This is a genomic window from Amphritea atlantica (assembly GCA_024397875.1).
Classification (GTDB): Bacteria; Pseudomonadota; Gammaproteobacteria; order Pseudomonadales; family Balneatricaceae; genus Amphritea; species Amphritea atlantica_B.
The window spans coordinates 4189701-4207831 of the sequence record CP073344.1 but is presented as its reverse complement, the minus strand read 5'-3'; the positions used below and the strand labels follow the sequence as shown (position 1 = coordinate 4207831).

17 protein-coding genes are annotated in these 18131 nt (G+C 49.9%); 5 read left to right on the top strand and 12 right to left on the bottom strand.

Features of this window, described 5'->3' with window-relative positions:
* Positions 1-177: 177 nt before the first annotated feature.
* Positions 178-735 carry a TRAP transporter small permease subunit gene (locus KDX31_19350; protein UTW03437.1) on the top strand — a complete coding sequence of 186 codons (558 nt, stop codon included), beginning with the start codon at positions 178-180 and terminating at the stop codon, positions 733-735.
* On the top strand, positions 732-2111 hold the full coding sequence (locus tag KDX31_19345) for a TRAP transporter large permease subunit (protein ID UTW03436.1): 1380 nt from the start codon (positions 732-734) through the stop codon (positions 2109-2111). Before KDX31_19350 ends, KDX31_19345 begins: the two co-directional genes overlap by 4 nt.
* A gap of 68 nt (positions 2112-2179) precedes the next feature.
* On the opposite strand, the gene KDX31_19340 is transcribed toward KDX31_19345, so the two are convergent.
* Together KDX31_19340 and KDX31_19335 are read right to left on the bottom strand one after the other, a co-directional pair.
* Entirely contained in the window at positions 2180-2431 is a 252-nt protein-coding gene (locus tag KDX31_19340) for a hypothetical protein (protein UTW03435.1), read from the bottom strand.
* A gap of 172 nt (positions 2432-2603) precedes the next feature.
* Positions 2604-3725: a TRAP transporter substrate-binding protein gene (locus KDX31_19335; protein ID UTW03434.1), complete on the bottom strand. Its 1122-nt coding sequence runs from the start codon at positions 3723-3725 to the stop codon at positions 2604-2606.
* A 232-nt stretch (positions 3726-3957) separates the two neighbouring features.
* On the opposite strand from KDX31_19335, the gene KDX31_19330 reads away from it, so the two are divergent.
* Positions 3958-4839, top strand: a complete 882-nt coding sequence (locus KDX31_19330; protein ID UTW03433.1) for an SIS domain-containing protein — start codon at positions 3958-3960, stop codon at positions 4837-4839.
* Between the two features lie 209 nt (positions 4840-5048).
* On the top strand, positions 5049-5255 hold the full coding sequence (locus KDX31_19325; GenBank protein UTW03432.1) for a hypothetical protein: 207 nt from the start codon (positions 5049-5051) through the stop codon (positions 5253-5255).
* A gap of 61 nt (positions 5256-5316) precedes the next feature.
* Here KDX31_19325 and KDX31_19320 read toward each other — a convergent pair whose 3' ends face one another.
* From KDX31_19320 to glmU, 4 genes are all read right to left on the bottom strand, one after another.
* The gene (locus KDX31_19320) at positions 5317-6807 is read right to left on the bottom strand and encodes an FMN-binding glutamate synthase family protein (GenBank protein UTW03431.1); all 1491 of its coding nucleotides are present in this window, start codon (positions 6805-6807) and stop codon (positions 5317-5319) included.
* Between the two features lie 317 nt (positions 6808-7124).
* On the bottom strand, positions 7125-9083 hold the full coding sequence (locus KDX31_19315; protein ID UTW03430.1) for a methyl-accepting chemotaxis protein: 1959 nt from the start codon (positions 9081-9083) through the stop codon (positions 7125-7127).
* A gap of 263 nt (positions 9084-9346) precedes the next feature.
* The gene (glmS, locus tag KDX31_19310) at positions 9347-11176 is read right to left on the bottom strand and encodes a glutamine--fructose-6-phosphate transaminase (isomerizing) (protein ID UTW03429.1); all 1830 of its coding nucleotides are present in this window, start codon (positions 11174-11176) and stop codon (positions 9347-9349) included.
* A 12-nt stretch (positions 11177-11188) separates the two neighbouring features.
* On the bottom strand, positions 11189-12556 hold the full coding sequence (gene glmU / locus KDX31_19305) for a bifunctional UDP-N-acetylglucosamine diphosphorylase/glucosamine-1-phosphate N-acetyltransferase GlmU (protein UTW03428.1): 1368 nt from the start codon (positions 12554-12556) through the stop codon (positions 11189-11191).
* Positions 12557-12693: 137 nt separating this feature from the next.
* On the opposite strand from glmU, the gene KDX31_19300 reads away from it, so the two are divergent.
* Positions 12694-13434, top strand: coding sequence for a TrmB family transcriptional regulator (locus KDX31_19300; protein ID UTW03427.1), 741 nt, complete (start codon positions 12694-12696; stop codon positions 13432-13434).
* Positions 13435-13538: 104 nt separating this feature from the next.
* Here the strand turns inward: KDX31_19300 and KDX31_19295 are convergent, their stop codons facing one another.
* The 6 genes from KDX31_19295 to atpG form a co-directional block, all read right to left on the bottom strand.
* On the bottom strand, positions 13539-14174 hold the full coding sequence (locus KDX31_19295; GenBank protein ID UTW03426.1) for a DUF799 family lipoprotein: 636 nt from the start codon (positions 14172-14174) through the stop codon (positions 13539-13541).
* Positions 14174-14536: a DUF4810 domain-containing protein gene (locus KDX31_19290; GenBank protein ID UTW03425.1), complete on the bottom strand. Its 363-nt coding sequence runs from the start codon at positions 14534-14536 to the stop codon at positions 14174-14176. Before KDX31_19290 ends, KDX31_19295 begins: the two co-directional genes overlap by 1 nt.
* 12 nt (positions 14537-14548) lie before the next feature.
* On the bottom strand, positions 14549-15235 hold the full coding sequence (locus tag KDX31_19285; protein UTW03424.1) for a CsgG/HfaB family protein: 687 nt from the start codon (positions 15233-15235) through the stop codon (positions 14549-14551).
* Between the two features lie 149 nt (positions 15236-15384).
* Positions 15385-15810: a F0F1 ATP synthase subunit epsilon gene (locus KDX31_19280; protein ID UTW03423.1), complete on the bottom strand. Its 426-nt coding sequence runs from the start codon at positions 15808-15810 to the stop codon at positions 15385-15387.
* Between the two features lie 35 nt (positions 15811-15845).
* Positions 15846-17222: a F0F1 ATP synthase subunit beta gene (gene atpD, locus KDX31_19275; GenBank protein UTW03422.1), complete on the bottom strand. Its 1377-nt coding sequence runs from the start codon at positions 17220-17222 to the stop codon at positions 15846-15848.
* A 37-nt stretch (positions 17223-17259) separates the two neighbouring features.
* Positions 17260-18123, bottom strand: a complete 864-nt coding sequence (atpG, locus tag KDX31_19270; GenBank protein ID UTW03421.1) for a F0F1 ATP synthase subunit gamma — start codon at positions 18121-18123, stop codon at positions 17260-17262.
* Positions 18124-18131: the final 8 nt, after the last annotated feature.

The window sequence follows — 18131 nt, the reverse complement described above, 5'->3', positions numbered from 1 at the left end:
GCTCTATTTGGTCCCTATTGTACCGCGCAGAAATCATTTTGCAGCAGTTATGCTCGATTTGCTGCTCCCACCCAAGCGCTTACTGCGCCTTCAACCAGGTTCATTAATCCGCTGATTCGGTTCGCTTTTTTACTGTATACTGCAACGGCAAAGTAAGCTCTGAATGGAATTTAAACCATGAATAATAAGAATCCGATTGCAACGGTCGTCAGGATACTTGACGGTCTCAGCGAATGGACCGGCCGAAGTATCGCCTGGTTGACGTTGCTGATGGTGCTGGTGACCTTTGTTGTCGTTGTAATGCGTTATGTCCTCAATATCGGCAACATCCAGTTACAAGAATCTGTGATCTATATGCACAGTTTCGTCTTCCTGCTTGGCGCGGGATATACACTCAAGCACGACGGCCATGTCCGTGTCGATATCTTCTATCGACCGCTAGGCGAGCGGGGTAAAGCCGTTATCAATATTATCGGCACCCTCTTTCTGCTGCTTCCCGTTTCGCTATTTATTCTGTGGATCTCCTGGGAGTATGTACTGTTCTCCTGGCATACCATGGAAGGCTCTCAGGAAGCCGGGGGTATTGAAGCACTGTACATCCTCAAGACCTCTCTGCTACTGATGCCTGTGCTGATGATCTTGCAGGGGATCGCTGAGCTGTTGCGCAATATACTGGTGCTGAGTGGGCTGGAGCATCTGACGGAAGCCGATACTCATGGGGAGCACCCGCTATGATTGAATATTTACCATTATTGCTGTTTGTCGGTGCAATATTTGTTCTGCTACTGGGTTACTCAGTGGCGTTCTCCCTCGCGGGAACCGGGCTGATATTTGCTGCTATCGGGATTATGACCGGGCACTTTGAAGCCAGTTTCCTTGAAGCGGTGCCTAACCGCCTGTTCGGTATTATGAATAATTCCGTTCTGATTGCAGTGCCCCTGTTTGTCTTTATGGGCGTGATGCTGGAAAAATCCAAAATCGCTGAAGAGCTGCTGGATACAATGTCCGCACTGTTTGGCCCGATGCGGGGGGGGCTGGGGATATCGGTCACCGTTGTCGGTATGCTACTGGCAGCCAGCACCGGTATCGTAGGAGCAACCGTGGTTACCATGGGTTTGCTGTCTCTGCCGACCATGTTGCGCCGCGGCTATGACCCCAAGGTAGCCACCGGCGTCATCTGTGCATCGGGTACCCTTGGACAGATTATCCCTCCCTCGATTGTGCTGGTTCTGCTGGGTGATGTGATCTCTTCAGCCTATCAGCAGGCACAACTGGATCAGGGGATCTATTCACCCGAAACAGTGACTGTCGGTGACCTGTTCCTCGGCGCACTGTTGCCAGGTCTGTTACTGGTAGCAGCCTATATCGCCTATCTGATTTTTAAAGCAATCTTCCACCCTGACACCGTCCCGGCGATCCCTAAAGAGGAACGGGATGCCATGGATAACATGTTTAAACGGGTGATCTCTGCGCTATTACCTCCGGTTTTTCTGGTCGGTCTGGTGCTGGGGTCAATACTGGGGGGCTGGGCAACCCCTACGGAAGCCGCTTCGGTCGGTGCCGTAGGCGCGATGGTGCTGGCGATGGTCCGCCGGTGCTTCACTCTGAGCATTCTCAAAGAGGTGATGCGCACGACCACTCAGGTCAGTTCGATGGTGTTCATTATCCTGGTGGGTGCATCGATCTTCTCGCTGGTGTTCCGTGGCTATGGCGGCGATGATCTGGTGCGGCAGTTCCTGTCCAACTTACCTGGCGGGGTATTTGGAGCGGTGGCGCTGGTGATGCTGGTGATCTTCCTGTTGGGGTTCTTCCTCGACTTTATCGAGATCACCTTTGTTGTTGTGCCGATTGTCGCCCCTATTCTGCTGGCGATGGGCCTCGATCCGGTCTGGCTTGGGGTGATGATCGCCCTCAACCTGCAGACCTCATTCCTGACACCTCCGTTTGGTTTTGCCCTGTTCTACCTGCGCGGGGTAGCACCGGAAAGTATCTCTACCATGCAGATCTATCGGGGGGTAATACCATTTATCATGATCCAGCTGGTGGCACTGATGGCACTTGCGCAATGGCCTGCACTGGCTACCTGGCTGCCAAATCTGGTGTATGGTTAGGTCAGAACTGATCAAAAAAAAGCCTCATGGTGCACCGTGAGGCTTTTTTATATATAAAGCTGTTTCAGTTACCTTGATGAATCAGCATCCCAACCAAAAACTGGGGCCATCATGTCGTGGCTCATCGCTTTATCAACAGATTGAGTAGACATAGACATACTACGCATTTCTGCATCATGAATTCCATAGCTGGAATTTACTTTTGAATTGTTCATTACATGTCCGGAATAAGGGTCATTTAGTGTAGGGCCAGCAGAAAATACGCTAGATGAGACCACTACCAATCCCAGAGTAATCGCTGATAAGAATTTAATGCTCATGGTGATATCCTCATTTGCTTCCATTTCACATTCAATATATGAGGCTATCCTGAAATAGAGCTGAAAATAGAGCTGAGAAGCCCTGATATCGTTATAACATTTAAAGCTTAATATTATAGATAAGTTATAAAAAAACAGGCATTAAAGCCTGTTTTTTCTTAGCCTGAATAGCTTACAGTGTCCGGGCGTTCAGATAAGCCTGCTCAGAAACAGCATGCCATTTGATCGCCTGGTCGCGGAACGTCACGAAAGACTCAAACACTTTCTGAGACATCGGATCTTTGGCTGCTTCCTCTGAAACCACCTCATCAGATAATGTCTTAATCTGTTTCAGTACATCGTCAGGGAACGCACGCAACTCAACACCATGTTCACTCTTCAGCTGTTCCAGCGCGCGGTTATTCTTCGCCGTGAAGTCAGCCAGCATATCCTGGTTGGCAACCCGAATCGCATTTCGTACGATAATCTGCAAATCTTCCGGCAATTTTTCAAAGGCTTCCTTGTTCATAAAGCACTCAAGGGTTGTGCCTGGCTCATGCCAGCCCGGGTAGTAGTAATACTTAGCCGCTTTATGCAGACCAAATGCCAGGTCATTATATGGACCTACCCACTCAGTCGCATCGATTGCACCAGACTGCAAAGATGGGAAGATCTCACCGCCCGGCAGTAGTACCGGAGTACCCCCGGCACGCTTAAGCACTTCACCGCCCAGCCCTGGAATCCGCATTTTCAGACCTTTCAGGTCTTCAACCGAATTGATCTCGCGGTTGAACCAGCCACCCATCTGCACACCGGTATTACCGGCAGCCCCCGGAACCAGACCAAACTCAGCATAAACCTCTTCCCACAACTCCATACCGCCGCCATGATACAGCCAGGAGTTCATCTCCTGCGCCGTCAGACCAAACGGCACGGCAGCAAAGAATTGTGCAGCACGGGATTTACCTTTCCAGTAATATGATGCGCCATGCCCCATCTCCGCTGTACCCCGGGAAACCGCATCAAAAATCTCCAGCGCCCCCACCAGCTCTTTTGCACCATACACTTTGACATTAATCCGGCCACCGCTCATCTGACCAATAAGATCTGCCAGTTGATTAGCGCCCGTTCCCAGGCCAGGAAAGTTTTTCGGCCAGGTGGTGACCATTTTCCACTCTATCGTTTCCGGCTTCTCTGCAACGGCCGGAGCGGCCGGCTTACAATCAGCAACCTCTTTCTTCTCTTCGGTACAGGCCGCCAGTCCCGCAGCAGCAACTCCCAGACCGAGGACTTTGACAATATCACGACGTTTCACAAGGCTTCTCCCTAATCGTCATTTTAGTTATCTAACTTATTGTATTTTTTATCTATAACGGACTGAACATAGCACCAAGTCATAATGGCTGCAATTTCAAATAGCCGGCATTGGCACATTGATTAATAAGCCACTATAAAATGCGCAGGTAATGAAAGACGCATTTATTCTATTAACCTGAATTACTGATATACTCTCTTCCGTTATGCCTAACCTGAATACGGAAACCAGCTTGCAGCCGCTTAATCTTCTTAAATCTATTGCAGACGCGAAAATTAGTCTGCGAAAATCAGAGCAGAAAGTTGCCGATTACGTATTGGAACATCCCTCCGATGTAATCCACATGCGCATTGTCGATCTGGCCTCTGAAGCGAATGTAAGTGAGCCTACCGTCGTGCGGTTCTGCCGCGCACTCCACTATGACGGCTTTCAGGACTTTAAGCTAACCCTTGCTCAGGGCCTTGCCAGCAACGCAAACTTCGAACAGTTCTCCCTGAATAGCAAAGATACCGTCAGCGAATTCAAGCAGAAGATCTTCGATTCAACGGTGGGCAATATGATGCGGGTTCGTGAAGAACTCGATGCCAATACGCTGGAAGAAGCGATCAATGCGATTGCCAGCACTAACCGGCTGGAGCTCTATGGTTTTGGCGCATCAGCGCCGGTATGCAACGACGCACAACATAAATTCCACCGCCTGAAAATTGCTGCGTCGGCTTACTCCGACCCTCACATGCAGATGATCTCAGCCACAACACTGACAGAGCAGGATGTGGTCATCGCCATCTCCCAGACCGGTCGTACCAAAGACCTGCTGCACGCAGTCAAACTGGTGAAAGATGCCGGCGTCACGGTAATCTCGCTTTGCCCCAGCAACACCCCCCTGTCAGATCTGGCCAGTATTGCCATCCATATCGATCTGGAAGAGGATAAAGACCTCAGCACGCTGATGTCATCCCGGGTGGTTCACCTGGTGGTAATTGATGTGCTCGCGGTCGGGGTGGCAATGAAACTGGGACCTGGCCTGCTGGATCATCTGAAAACGATCAAACGCAGCCTGAAGAGCCTGCGCCAGAACGATAAACGCCTGCCACTGCGAAAAACCGAAGAATAAATATCTCCGCTGTTTCCTCTTTCTGTAACATTTTTACGCCAGTATCTGCCCCGTCAGCGCCTTTGATAAGGCCTATGACTTATTGAAATTCTCTTTCTCCTGGTATAAAAAAGAGAATCCCTGTTAATCAGAAATACGAGGCGGTCGGTTAGCCTGTCAGATTTATAGGCTTCCAGGCGGACTTTACAGAGGGTATAGGAGCACATGCTATGCTTATACGGAAAGATCAGGATCTGAACGAAATCCAGACAACAGTCTTCGATATCATCGTCGGTATCGAGGAGCATGAAAAGCAAGCTAAACAAAAAATAGCCAGCAAGAAAAGTCTGGCACTCAGACGGGCGCTCGAAGAACGCAAACAGCGCAAAGAGCTCGAATATCAGATTAACGATGAGCGCTGGTTTGACGATATCTGAAACCAGAGCATAAAAAAGCCTGCAATCAGATTGCAGGCTTTTTTATTTACCTTCTGATTCACTACAGCTCGGGATACAGAATATCCAGCGGTACTGAACGGCCACTATCGATCACTATCGCCGCATGTTTACGCTTCAGTTTTCTCGGCTCTGGCACCCCGCAGGAGTGCGCAATCATCTCCACTTCATGGACCAGATTATCATGGTAGTGAGTTACCCTGACAGCCTTATCTTCCGGCACCAGCCCCCGTTGCAGAGCTTTATCATGAGTGGCAACACCGCTCGGACAGGTGTTCTTATTACACTGCAGCGCCTGAATACAGCCGAGCGAAAACATAAAGCCCCGGGCGCTGACACAGAAATCAGCTCCCATACAGAGTGCCGCAGCCACATCGGTTGGGTTGATACACTTGCCTGAGGCGATCACCCTTATTCGTTCACGCAGGCCATGCATAATCAACTTGTTCACCAGTATTGGCAAACTCTCCCGTAACGGCAAACCAACACTATCCATCAGCGGCATTGGCGCTGCACCGGTGCCTCCATCACTGCTATCCAGTGTTATAAAGTCCGGAGCCTCCTCAAGTCCCCTGGCAACCACCCGCTCACAGAACTCATCCAGCCAGTCAGTAGAACCCAGCACCAGCTTAAAGCCGACCGGCTTGCCGGTGACCTCGCGGATATGACAGACCAGGTCCAGCAGATCATCAGCAGAATCCACCTCTCGATGCCGGTTAGGACTTATAGAAGCAACCCCTTCAGGAATGCCTCGAATGGCAGCTATCTCAGCGGTCACCTTTTCAGCAGGCAACATTCCCCCTTTGCCGGGCTTGGCTCCCTGGCTCAGTTTGATCTCAAACATCCGTACCTGATGATATGCAGCCTTCTCTCTCAGCTTTTCATCGCTGAGCAGACCCTGTTCATCGCGCATCCCATATTTAGCGGTACCGATCTGACAAACGATGTCACACCCGCCCTCAAGGTGAAACGGTGATAATCCCCCCTCCCCCGTGTTCATCCAGCACCCCGCTTCACGGGCACCGTTAGACAGTGCCTGGATAGCAGGCTTTGAAATAGCGCCGTAACTCATCCCGGAGATGTTAAAAAAGGATCTGGCATCGTATGGCTGGCGACAGTAGGGACCAATTTGTAGCGGCTGATTCCTGACCGCATCTTCCGCCAGTGTCGGGAAAGGGCAGTTGAGAAAATAATAAGTACCCGGTGCCCGCAGGTCCCGGGAGGAACCAAATGCAATCGTGTTGTCGATGTTCTTGGCGGCGCGATAACACCAGCTGCGTTGCGCCCGGTTAAACGGCATCTCCTCGCGATCCATAGCAAAAAAGTATTGCCGGAAGAACTCTCCCAGATGCTCAAACACATAACGAAAACGACCAAACAGAGGGTAGTTGCGTCGAATGGTCTGGCCGGTCTGATGTTTATCGATCTGATATATAATCAGCGCAGCAATCAGTCCGACAACAAAAATTAACAGCAGGATGCCGCCCAGAATTGCTACGAAATTAATCGCAAAGCTACTGACGGGATCGATCATGTTCCGAACTCCTTAATAGTGTTTATCCGCAGGTCATTCAAGATATCAGCGCCAATCCTATCCTGTTATAACGGTATTGCCTACGGGAACTGCACCAGGGTTTCGACCCGGAACGAAAAAAGATGATCAGAAGTTTTAATCAGCTGCAGATTTAAGCACTTGATGAAGTGCTTAATTGAACCCTGGCCAAACCACACATTGATACGGTCCGAATGCAGCTCCTAAACCCGGTTTATACCACCGGGCTTAGAATAGCTGTTTAGCGGCCCTGCTCTGGCGGTTCAGTCTGTCTGGTTTACAAACTCCTATAACACTCTTCAGACTTTAAAAAGTCCGACCTGACCATGCATACCTTCAGAAAGAGAATGCAGTTTGCGGGATCGCTTCAGTCGGGTATCAGCATTTTCGAACATCTGATCGGCAATCATTTTAATCTGAGAGGTATTCTCCGATATGCCGTTATTGACCATACTCTGCTCCTCTGTCGCCGTGGCGATCTGGGCAGACATATCACTGATATTATTCACAGAATCCGTTATCAGAACCAACTGTTCATAGGCCTGATTGGCCTCAGCAACAGAAGTCTGAGCCATCGCTTCACTGCTGGTCATAATCGACACGGCCTGCTGTGTTGTAGACTGAAGTGTCGCGATCATATTGCGTATATCAGCAGTGGAGACCGTCGTTTTCTGTGAAAGACTTCTGACTTCATCAGCGACTACCGCAAATCCACGGCCATTCTCTCCTGCACGTGCCGCTTCAATCGCAGCATTTAGCGCTAACAGGTTTGTTTGCTCTGCTATTCCCTGGATCGTACCCAGAATCGAGTTTATCTGCTGAGAGTGTTCGCTCAGTTTGAGGATAACCTGCGATGCAGTACTCACCTCGCCCGCCAGATCATCGATTGAATCCCGGGCTTTCATTACCACGGCCTGGCCCTGCTTGCTAAAACGGGCGCTTTCACTGGCAGCATGGGATGTATGCTCAGCATTGGAAGCAATTTCCTGAGTCGCCGCCGACATCTCTTCCACTGACGTGGCCACCAGAGTAATCTGATCCAATTGATGCCTCACCTCAGCCATAGAACCATTCGCACTCTCCGCAGCCGCATCGGCACTACTTTTCAGTTCTCCGGAAAGCCCGACTATCTGTTGAATGATCGATTGCAGCTTTTCTATAAACTGATTGAATGAACGGGATAGCTCACCGACCTCATCATTTGACTCTATCGGTAACCGGGTGGTCAGATCCCCCTCTCCGTCAGCGATGCTTTTCAACACATCAGCGACACGATCAATCGGCCGGGTAATCAGTTTAGAAAATAATGCACCAACCGAGATAAACAGTGCGATAAGTACCGCAGCAATAATCAGCGATAGCCAGGCAATTCTGTCAGCCGTCGCAAAGACCTCATCGGCTGGAACCAGCGCAACAAAGCGCCAGCCCAGCGCAGAGGATTTAACCACCTTTGCCAGATAGTTTTCACCATTACGCTCGACTTCCAACAGACCAGAATCAACCGATACAAGCTGTTTAAACAGTTGGGTATCCAGCGCACTGACTTTTTTGAAGTTATGCTCTGGAAAAAGTGGATCAACTAAAACCGTTCCGCTGTCTTCAATCAGCAAGATGTGTCCACGCTCGCCAATTTTTATCTGCTGCACAATCTCCGTCAGCTGTTTCACGGAGACATCCATCGACTGCACCCCCATAACTTTGCCTGAACTGTCAGTAATCGTCTTGGCGGTACCAACAAAGGTGGCATCATCTCCCGCCCAGTAATAAGCCTCAGTACGCACCACCTCGCCAGGATTTTCCAGTGCTTTTTTATACCACGGACGGGGACGCGGATCGTATGCATCTTTAATGGCAACATCGGGCCACTGAATGTAACCGCCGTCAGCACGACCAGAATACACATAGGCCAGCCCAGGATGGGTCTGACCAAACTTCTCGTAAATGCGGAACAGCTCCGCCTCCTTTCCCCCGGCACTCAGATGCGATTTGAAACTGCCAGGCCCATTAAGAAAATTGGATAAGTTAAAGCTATTATCTTTAACCAGCGGAAGATCCGCCACGAAAGTTACATTATCGGCAATAGCTTTAAAAAAGATGTTAAAGGCATTATCGATCTGAGTGATCTCTTTACGGCTGCTGGTTTCAAAGTTATCCAGTGCGGTCACTCTGGCTTCATAGATAGAAAATGATGAAATGATAATAATTGGCACTATGACCGAAATTGCAATGAAGGCCAGCAACTTAGTACGAATTTTCATAGAGTAACCCTGACATATGAAATTATTATTATTTTTTCAGGAGAACGATCACTGACCCGAAAAGGTTCAAAACGTTCTGAAAAATGTAGTAATACCAGAGGGAACTATAGCAACGATTGCTTCACTATACTTTCGTATAACAACCAGATTGGGTAATAAAAGCGTCATCTTACCCTGAGGCCGCCCTTTATCTCCCTGAGCACTTGAGAGACTGGCCTGAAGACGATCAACAGGGCGTATTTCGCCATCAGGCCAGGTAAGCGTTATTCCACCGTGACGGATTTTGCCAGATTACGTGGCTGATCGACATCGGTGCCTTTCAGGCAGGCGACATAGTAAGCCAGCAACTGCAGCGGGATGGAGTAGATGATCGGCGCCATCACCGTTGGCACATCCGGCAGGGTGATCAGTTCCAGATCATTACCGGGTTTCACCTGCGCTTTAGAATCGGCGAACAGGAACAGTTTTCCGCCCCGGGCCCGTACCTCTTCCAGATTAGCCTGAAGTTTTTCCAGCAACGAGTTGTTCGGCGCAACGGCTACGACCGGCATATCCTCGTCTACCAGCGCCAGAGGGCCATGTTTCAGCTCACCTGCAGGGTACGCTTCTGCATGGATGTAGGAAATCTCTTTAAGCTTCAGAGCGCCCTCTACCGCCACCGGGTAGATGGTACCCCGACCCAGAAACAGAGCGTGGTGCTTATCAACAAAGTGTTCCGCCATTTTCTGGATCTGTGGATCCAGCGCCAGTACCTGATCAGTCAGGGCGGATAACTGCTGCAACTGAGCAACAATCTCCCGTTCGCCCTCAAAACCATAGCGACGGGCCAACACCAGAGTGGTCAGCATCAGTACGACTAACTGACTGGTGAAGGCTTTGGTTGAAGCGACTCCGATCTCCGGACCGGCATTGGTCATAATCGCCAGATCGGACTCCCGCACCAGCGAGCTGCCTGCGACATTACAGATCGACAGGAAGCCAAGATAGTTTTGCTCTTTCGCTTCCCGCAGCGCGGAGAGGGTATCGGCTGTTTCCCCGGACTGGGAGATGGTAATAAACAGGGTTCCGGGCATACACACGGTTTTGCGATAACGGAACTCGCTGGCTACTTCCACCATACAGGGGATTCCAACCAGTTTTTCAATCCAGTAACGGGCCACCACGCCGGCATTGTAACTGGTACCACAGGCAACGATCTGGACCATTTTCACCTGGTCAAACAGCTCGGATGCGCCGCTACCGAACACCTGCTCCAGCACATGCCCCTGATGGATCCTGCCTTCAAGCACGTTACGGATCACTGTGGGCTGTTCATAGATCTCTTTCAGCATGTAGTGACGGTACTCGCCCTTGTCAGCGGCATCATGACCATGTTCAAACAGCTGAACCTCACGCTTTACCGGCTGACCGGCAATATCTTCAACCTGAACCCCGGAGCGGGTAATAGAGGCGATATCCCCCTCCTCCAGATAGATAAAACGATCGGTCACCTGCAACAACGCCAGCGGGTCTGAAGCGATAAAATTTTCCTCGATACCCACACCGATCACCAGCGGACTGCCCATACGGGTCGCCAGCAGCAGATCCGGTTGCTGCTGATCGATCACTGCCAATGCATAGGCGCCGTCCAGTCGCTTTAAGGTCTCTTTCAGCGCCGCTTGCAGCCCTTTACCGGCGATCACTTCCCGGTGGATCAGATGGGTAACGACTTCAGTATCGGTATCAGATAAAAATTGATAACCATCAGCAACCAGCTCAGTCTTCAGCGCGGTGTGATTTTCGATAATACCGTTATGCACGACGGCAATGCGATCGGCAGAGAGATGCGGGTGGGCATTGCGCTGCTCAGGCTTTCCGTGGGTTGCCCAGCGGGTATGAGCGATTCCCAGATAACCGGGTAGCGGTAATTCACTCAAAGCGGCATCCAGTTCAGCCACCTTACCCACCCGCTTCAGATGATCAAGCAGGCCCGAAGTGCTATTAAGAACCGCCATACCCGCCGAATCATAACCCCGGTATTCCAGCCGTTTAAGTCCTTCCAGCAGAATCGCTGAAATATTCCGGCCAGCGATAGCCCCTACTATTCCACACATAATTCCGCTTCCTTATGATTTTTTAACCGGGCGCTGCCAGTTATTCAGATTAGTCTGTTTTGCCCGGGTAATTGCCAGTTGATCGGCCTTAATCTCTTTAGTGATAGTGGAACCTGCACCGACCGTCGCGCCTGCGCCGATTTTTACCGGTGCGACCAGAGCGCTGTTAGAACCGATAAATGCGCCATCACCAATCTCAGTCGTCGACTTATTCACACCATCATAGTTACAGGTAATGGTTCCTGCACCCACATTAACACCGGCACCGATCTCAGCATCACCGATATAACTCAGATGGTTAACCTTGCTGCCCTCGCCAATACTGGCTTTCTTAGTTTCCACAAAGTTGCCGATCTTGGCGTTGCTGGCCAGATGACTGCCGGGACGAAGCCGGGCAAACGGGCCGATATCACAGTGATCCGCCACCACTGCCTGATCCAGCAATGAGTTCGCCTTGATATGGCTACCAGACCCGATCACCGAATCCTTAATAATGCAGTTGGCTTCAATGGTTACGTTGTCGCCGATCTCTACCCGGCCCTCCAGGATCACGTTGATATCAATTGCGACATCGTGACCGACACTCACCTCTCCCCGGATATCGATCCGAGACGGGTCCGCCAGAGAAACCCCTTCCAACATCAGCGCGTCAGCCTGACGCGACTGATACCAGCGCTCCAGCTCAGCCTGCTGCAGGCGATTATTAACCCCCTGCACTTCCTGCTCGGTGGCAGGCTGAATCGCCTGTATACGCACTCCCTGCTCCGCCGCCATCGCAATAATATCGGTCAGGTAATACTCACCCTGCACGTTATTGGCGGAAAGCTGAGGTATCCACTCTCTTAGCAGCGCGGTGGGCAGCGCCAGAATCCCGGTATTGACTTCGGTAATCGCCCGTTGCGCTTCACTGGCATCTTTATGCTCAACAATTGCCACAACATCACCGGCATCGCTGCGTACGATCCGACCATAGCCTGTTGGATCGGCCAGATTAACCGTCAGCAGACCAAACTGGCCCCGTTCAGCAATCTTCACCAACTCCGCCATCGTTTCAGGCCGGGTCAGGGGGACATCGCCATACAGCACCAGCACTACCCCATTGTCAGAGATATTTGGCATTGCCTGAGCCACCGCATGACCCGTACCCAGCTGTTCGGCCTGAAGAGCAAACTGTACACCCTGCCCTGACAGGGCCGATTCAACTTTCTCAGCGCCATGCCCAATAACAATATGGGAGCGGGAATTTTCCAGCGTCATAGCGCTATCAATAACATGCTGTAACATCGATTTTCCGCCAATAGTATGCAGCACTTTAGGCAGATATGATTTCATCCGGCTACCCTGACCAGCGGCCAGAATAACGATATCAAGGGTATTCAAAGCAGAGGTATCCCTGGTTAATTACAGCAATGGCCGATCCGACGACCTGCTGTTGTTGACACGAACAGTAATTTAACAGAACTTTAATCTAACTGGTCTTAGATGCAATATTAAATGTCAGAGAAAAATTGACAATTATGAATAATGAACTGTTTGAACTGCTTGGCCTGAGTAAGCGTGAAATCACTCTTTACCGGGCACTGCTCTCGCTGGGCCCCAGCGCTATCCGAACAATTGCTGAAAAAGCGGCTATCAATCGGGGGACAACCTACGACTGCCTCAAAGAGATGCAGCAGAAAGGCATCGTCACCTATCTGCCAAAAGGAAAACGCCGGCTGTTCTCTGCCCGTGAGCCGGAAATACTGCTGCAGCTGGCTGAAGAGCGGCGTCACTCCCTTGATTCGGCAATTGATCAGTTGAAAAACCGGGTAGTACCAGAGTTGCACCACCTGATGCCAGACTTCAATACGGCCAACGTCAGCTACTACGAAGGCGACAGCGGTATCGAACAGGTTCTCAGGGATATACTCAATACCGTCGAAGCTCAACAACCCAAGCGCTATTCCGTGTTTTCTTCAAAACCGATCCGACAACATCTCTACCGTCCCTTTCCAAACTTCACTGCTCAGCGAATTCAGAAAGGGATAGAGGTAAAGGTCATCGCGATTGGTGACGGGGGCGAGGATGCGGAGCTGAGTGCACGGAAATGGATTAAAACCGAAGGCAGGGTTGATGCCGCCTATATCGCTGTATACCCGCCGAAGTGTGCAATTATCTCCCTGGCTTCAGCCAACTACCCAACCGCAGTGGTGATCGAATCGAAAGAGGTGGCTGCCGCCCAGAAAATTATTTTTGATACTTTGTGGGGGCTATTGTAGTTTCAAAATACACTATCGCGGCTAGAAGCAGCTCCTACAGTATTCAGACATTATGCAGGAGTGGCTCTCCGCTTTAATAGCGATAGAGCGGTGAAAAAATGCTGCTACGGAGCCCGGTAAGGACCATTGAGCAGCCCCCGTCCCTGATTATTAATTGCGATATTATTGGCAATCCTGGCGACGTTCGGAGTCGGATCTAAGATAGTTCCGACAACCTGATCCACCACAGCCTGAACCAACATACCGACGAGACCGCCACCATTGTCGCCTGAGCCCTGAGCATAGGACACTTTTGTGTTCCACAGGGTGGTACCTGTTTTTGCATCTACAAGTTTCATATCCGCTTTAACCACTGTTGTTGAAGAGAGGATCTCATACCTCTGCCCCCAGTCTTCAATCACAATATAGAGGATAGCATCCGGGTTAAGGTGTTCAGCAAACTTATCCAGAGAGACACTGTGCATATCAGCAGGCGACTGCAGTCCATTTTCCTGAAGAAACTGATTAATCACCGCAACCGGAAAAACGTAATAGCCTTTTTCCGCCAGAGGTCGGGATAACGTAGAAAGATAGATATTGGATGCATTAACCTCAACGGAATTATTCATCGGCGGAATCACCAGAATAGAACGGGGCTTACTGGCTTCCAGTGCGGAATAATCATAGCGTTCCTGAGTCGCACAACCGTTAATCAGCAACACCAGCAGCATTAAAGGTCCACACAAAATAGAACGTATCATCACTGATTAACTCCCTGTTTCTGATTCTTCAGTAGTGTATCAACCAGAGTGGTTGCCTCCGGATACATTGCCTTTTCTTTCAACAACGCTTCCTGAGCCAGGCCTGCTTTGCCTTCCGCAGCGTACATCATTCCCAAATGGGCATATAAACCCGGAGGAACCTTTTTACCCAGCGCATCCGACTTCTGAATATCCTCCTCCAGTTTCGCGATCTGCAACGCTGCAGGCGCATTACTAGGCTCAACGTACATTTCGTAAACCATCGCTTCGTATGATCCCCAGTAATAAAGACTGGTATCCTGAGTGGCGCAGCCTCCCAGCAAAACACTGGAAGTCATTAACAACACTGCAAATATTTTCACGTAACAAATTCCTTATTGTTCGATCGTCCAGATACCGTTTTGCATATCCATAACCAGATTATTCACCGCTTCCATAATCGCAAAATTCAGCACTTTACCATTGAGTGTTGCGTCATAACCTGCAGCTCCGCCAAAGCCGATAATTTCACGGTTTGACAGCTCATACTCACCCGCACCCTGGGTCGAATAGACGATCTGTGAGGTAACTACATCAACAATATTGAGTGATACTTTTGCGTAAGCGGTCTGCGTTTTGCCTTTACCAAGGATACCAAACAGCTGCTTATCACCCGTTACTTTGCGGCCAAACTCTGTGACATCACCGGTGACAACATATCGGGCACCCTTAATTTGCTGCTTAATACCGCTTAAGTTCGCTTCTTGCTGCATCTCAGGCATGTTTTCGCGGTCGACAACATTAAACCGGTTAGTCTGTTGCAGGTGTGTTTTGAGGATGGTTTGCGCCTGATTACCCAGCCGGTTGTTGTCGGAAGAAAACATACCTTGCAGGTAATTAGAGCGATTATCAAAATTACCCACGACCAGTGTGGTACGGGGCCCCTGATAATTTACCCGATAGGTTTCAACCTTCTGAGGCTGAATCTCACGATGACTTTCTGTCGCGCAACCCGTCACTAAAATAGTTGAGCAGATCACAACAGCACTTTTTGCAATCAATCCTTTGCCTTTAAAGAACATAAAATAAATCCTTTTTAAATTTGTATTGATAGAAGCCTATTGAGCTTCAGCGCCCATATTCACACTAAGCAATAATTCTCCTCCTTGAAAGCAAAAAAAAACAGCCCGGAGGCTGTTTTTTATTCGAGTAGCAGTTCAGTAAGCGTGGGTTATTTACCCATCTTCTTACGAATCTGCTGAATAGTACGCAGTTGTGCTGCAGCTTCGGCCAATTGAGCAGTCGCACGGGAATAATCCAGTTCGCTGCTCTTATCAGCCATCACATGTTCAGCATGCTTCTTCGCTTCTTCAGCAGCCGCTTCGTTGATATCACCCGCACGCAGTGCAACGTCCGCTAGGACAGAGACTCTGTGCGGCTGAACTTCAATGAAGCCACCGGAAACGTAGAAGACCTCCTGCTCACCACCCTGTTTCTTTAGCTCTACAGGACCTGGTTTCAGTTCCGACAGAAGCGGAGCGTGACCCGGGTAGATACCCAGATCACCCAGGCTACCTGTCACTGAAACGAACTCGATAAGACCAGAGAAGATCTCTTCTTCAGCACTTACGATGTCACAATGAACAGTCATAGCCATGTTGTTATCCTTTGTAAAAGGTTAACTAAGCGCAATTACATGCTCTTAGCTTTTTCAACCACTTCGTCGATACCGCCAACCATGTAGAACGCTTGCTCAGGCAGATCATCATAATCGCCCGCAAGGATGCCCTTGAATGCGCTGATGGTGTCTTTCAGAGATACGTACTTACCTGGAGAACCGGTGAATACTTCAGCTACGAAGAACGGCTGAGACAGGAATCGCTGGATCTTACGAGCGCGGGTTACTACCTGCTTGTCTTCTTCAGACAGCTCGTCCATACCCAGGATTGCAATGATGTCTTTCAGCTCTTTATAGCGCTGCAGTACACCCTGCACCTGACGGGCAGTATCATAATGCTCCTGACCGATTACCAGTGGATCCAGCTGACGTGAAGTCGAATCCAGTGGATCTACCGCAGGGTAGATACCCAGCTCGGCAATCTGACGAGACAGTACAACTGTCGCATCAAGGTGCGAGAAGGTTGTCGCTGGAGATGGATCGGTCAAGTCATCCGCCGGTACGTATACCGCCTGAATAGACGTGATAGAACCGGTCTTAGTCGAGGTGATACGTTCCTGAAGAACACCCATCTCTTCCGCCAGTGTTGGCTGATAACCTACCGCTGAAGGCATACGACCCAGCAGTGCGGATACTTCCGTTCCTGCCAGTGTGTAACGGTAGATGTTGTCAACGAACAACAGTACGTCACGACCTTCGTCACGGAACTTCTCAGCCATAGTCAGGCCGGTCAGCGCTACGCGCAGACGGTTACCGGGAGGCTCATTCATCTGACCGTATACCAGAGATACTTTATCCAGTACGTTGGATTCTTTCATCTCGTAGTAGAAATCGTTACCTTCACGAGTACGCTCACCTACACCCGCAAATACGGAGAAGCCAGAGTGCTCGATCGCGATGTTACGGATCAGTTCCATCATGTTTACGGTTTTACCTACACCGGCACCACCAAACAGACCAACTTTACCACCCTTCGCGAATGGGCATACCAGATCGATTACCTTGATACCGGTTTCCAGCAGCTCGTTTGAAGCTGACTGATCGGCATAGGAAGGAGCCTTACGGTGAATAGGCATACGCTCTTCTTCACCGATAGGTCCACACTCATCAATTGGGTTACCCAATACATCCATGATGCGACCCAGAGTCGCTGTACCTACAGGCACAGAAACTGGCGCACCAGTGTTAACTACGTCCAGACCGCGGCTAACGCCTTCCGTCTGACCCATAGCGATTGCACGTACAACACCGTCACCCAGCTGCTGCTGAACTTCAAGTGTGAGGCCTTTAGCCTCTACAGTCAGTGCATCATAGATCTTCGGTACACTGTCACGTGGGAATTCCACGTCGACTACTGCGCCGATAATCTGAACAATACGTCCGCTACTCATGTTCGGATCCTCTTAACATTTAAACCTGTTAACTGCCTTATACAGCAGCAGCACCACTTACGATCTCAGAAATTTCCTGAGTAATCGCAGCTTGACGAGCCTTGTTGTAAACCATCTGCAGCTCATCGATTAGGTCACCAGCGTTGTCAGTTGCATTCTTCATCGCCAGCATTCGTGCTGCCTGTTCACAGGCATTGTTCTCAACCACGGCCTGATAGACCAGGGACTCAATGTAACGAACCAGTAAGCCGTTCAACAGCTCTTTAGCATCGGGCTCGTAAATATAATCCCAGTGATGGTTAAGACGGTCATCATCGTCTTCTGCTTTCAGCGGAAGAATCTGCTCTACTTGTGGAGTCTGCGTCATGGTATTAACGAATTCGTTAGTTACCACAAACAACATATCCAGCCTGCCTTCATCGTAAGCATCCAGCATCACCTTAACGGTACCGATCAGCTCAGCTGCTTCAGGCTTATCACCCAGACCAGATTTTGCTGCGGTTACGTTACCGCCAAATGTTTTAAAGAAGCTTACAGACTTAGAACCCAACGCACAGATATCGATTTCGATATTCTGTTTGTCGAACTCTTTCATCTTGGCAATAGCTGCCTTGAACGCGTTAATGTTCAAGCCACCGCAGAGACCACGGTCAGTTGCTACAACAATGAAACCGACACGCTTTACTTCGCGCTGTTGCAGATACAGATGCTTATATTCAGGATTGGATTTCGCCAGGTGCTGAATTACGCCGCGGATATTCCGGGCATAAGGACGGCTTTCCTGCATACGATCCTGAGCTTTACGCATTTTAGATGCAGCCACCATTTCCATAGCGCTGGTAATCTTACGTGTGCCCTGAATACTGGCTATCTGCGTCTTTATCTCTTTTCCGGCTGCCATAGTTCCAC

Coding starts and splice junctions, on each gene's coding strand:
- KDX31_19350 (UTW03437.1), top strand. CDS start 178: ATGAATAATAAGAATCCGATTGCAACGGTCGTCAGGATACTTGACGGT.
- KDX31_19345 (UTW03436.1), top strand. CDS start 732: ATGATTGAATATTTACCATTATTGCTGTTTGTCGGTGCAATATTTGTT.
- KDX31_19340 (UTW03435.1), bottom strand. CDS start 2,431: ATGAGCATTAAATTCTTATCAGCGATTACTCTGGGATTGGTAGTGGTC.
- KDX31_19325 (UTW03432.1), top strand. CDS start 5,049: ATGCTTATACGGAAAGATCAGGATCTGAACGAAATCCAGACAACAGTC.
- KDX31_19320 (UTW03431.1), bottom strand. CDS start 6,807: ATGATCGATCCCGTCAGTAGCTTTGCGATTAATTTCGTAGCAATTCTG.
- KDX31_19315 (UTW03430.1), bottom strand. CDS start 9,083: ATGAAAATTCGTACTAAGTTGCTGGCCTTCATTGCAATTTCGGTCATA.
- glmS (UTW03429.1), bottom strand. CDS start 11,176: ATGTGTGGAATAGTAGGGGCTATCGCTGGCCGGAATATTTCAGCGATT.
- KDX31_19300 (UTW03427.1), top strand. CDS start 12,694: ATGAATAATGAACTGTTTGAACTGCTTGGCCTGAGTAAGCGTGAAATC.
- KDX31_19295 (UTW03426.1), bottom strand. CDS start 14,174: ATGATACGTTCTATTTTGTGTGGACCTTTAATGCTGCTGGTGTTGCTG.
- KDX31_19285 (UTW03424.1), bottom strand. CDS start 15,235: ATGTTCTTTAAAGGCAAAGGATTGATTGCAAAAAGTGCTGTTGTGATC.
- KDX31_19280 (UTW03423.1), bottom strand. CDS start 15,810: ATGGCTATGACTGTTCATTGTGACATCGTAAGTGCTGAAGAAGAGATC.
- atpD (UTW03422.1), bottom strand. CDS start 17,222: ATGAGTAGCGGACGTATTGTTCAGATTATCGGCGCAGTAGTCGACGTG.
- atpG (UTW03421.1), bottom strand. CDS start 18,123: ATGGCAGCCGGAAAAGAGATAAAGACGCAGATAGCCAGTATTCAGGGC.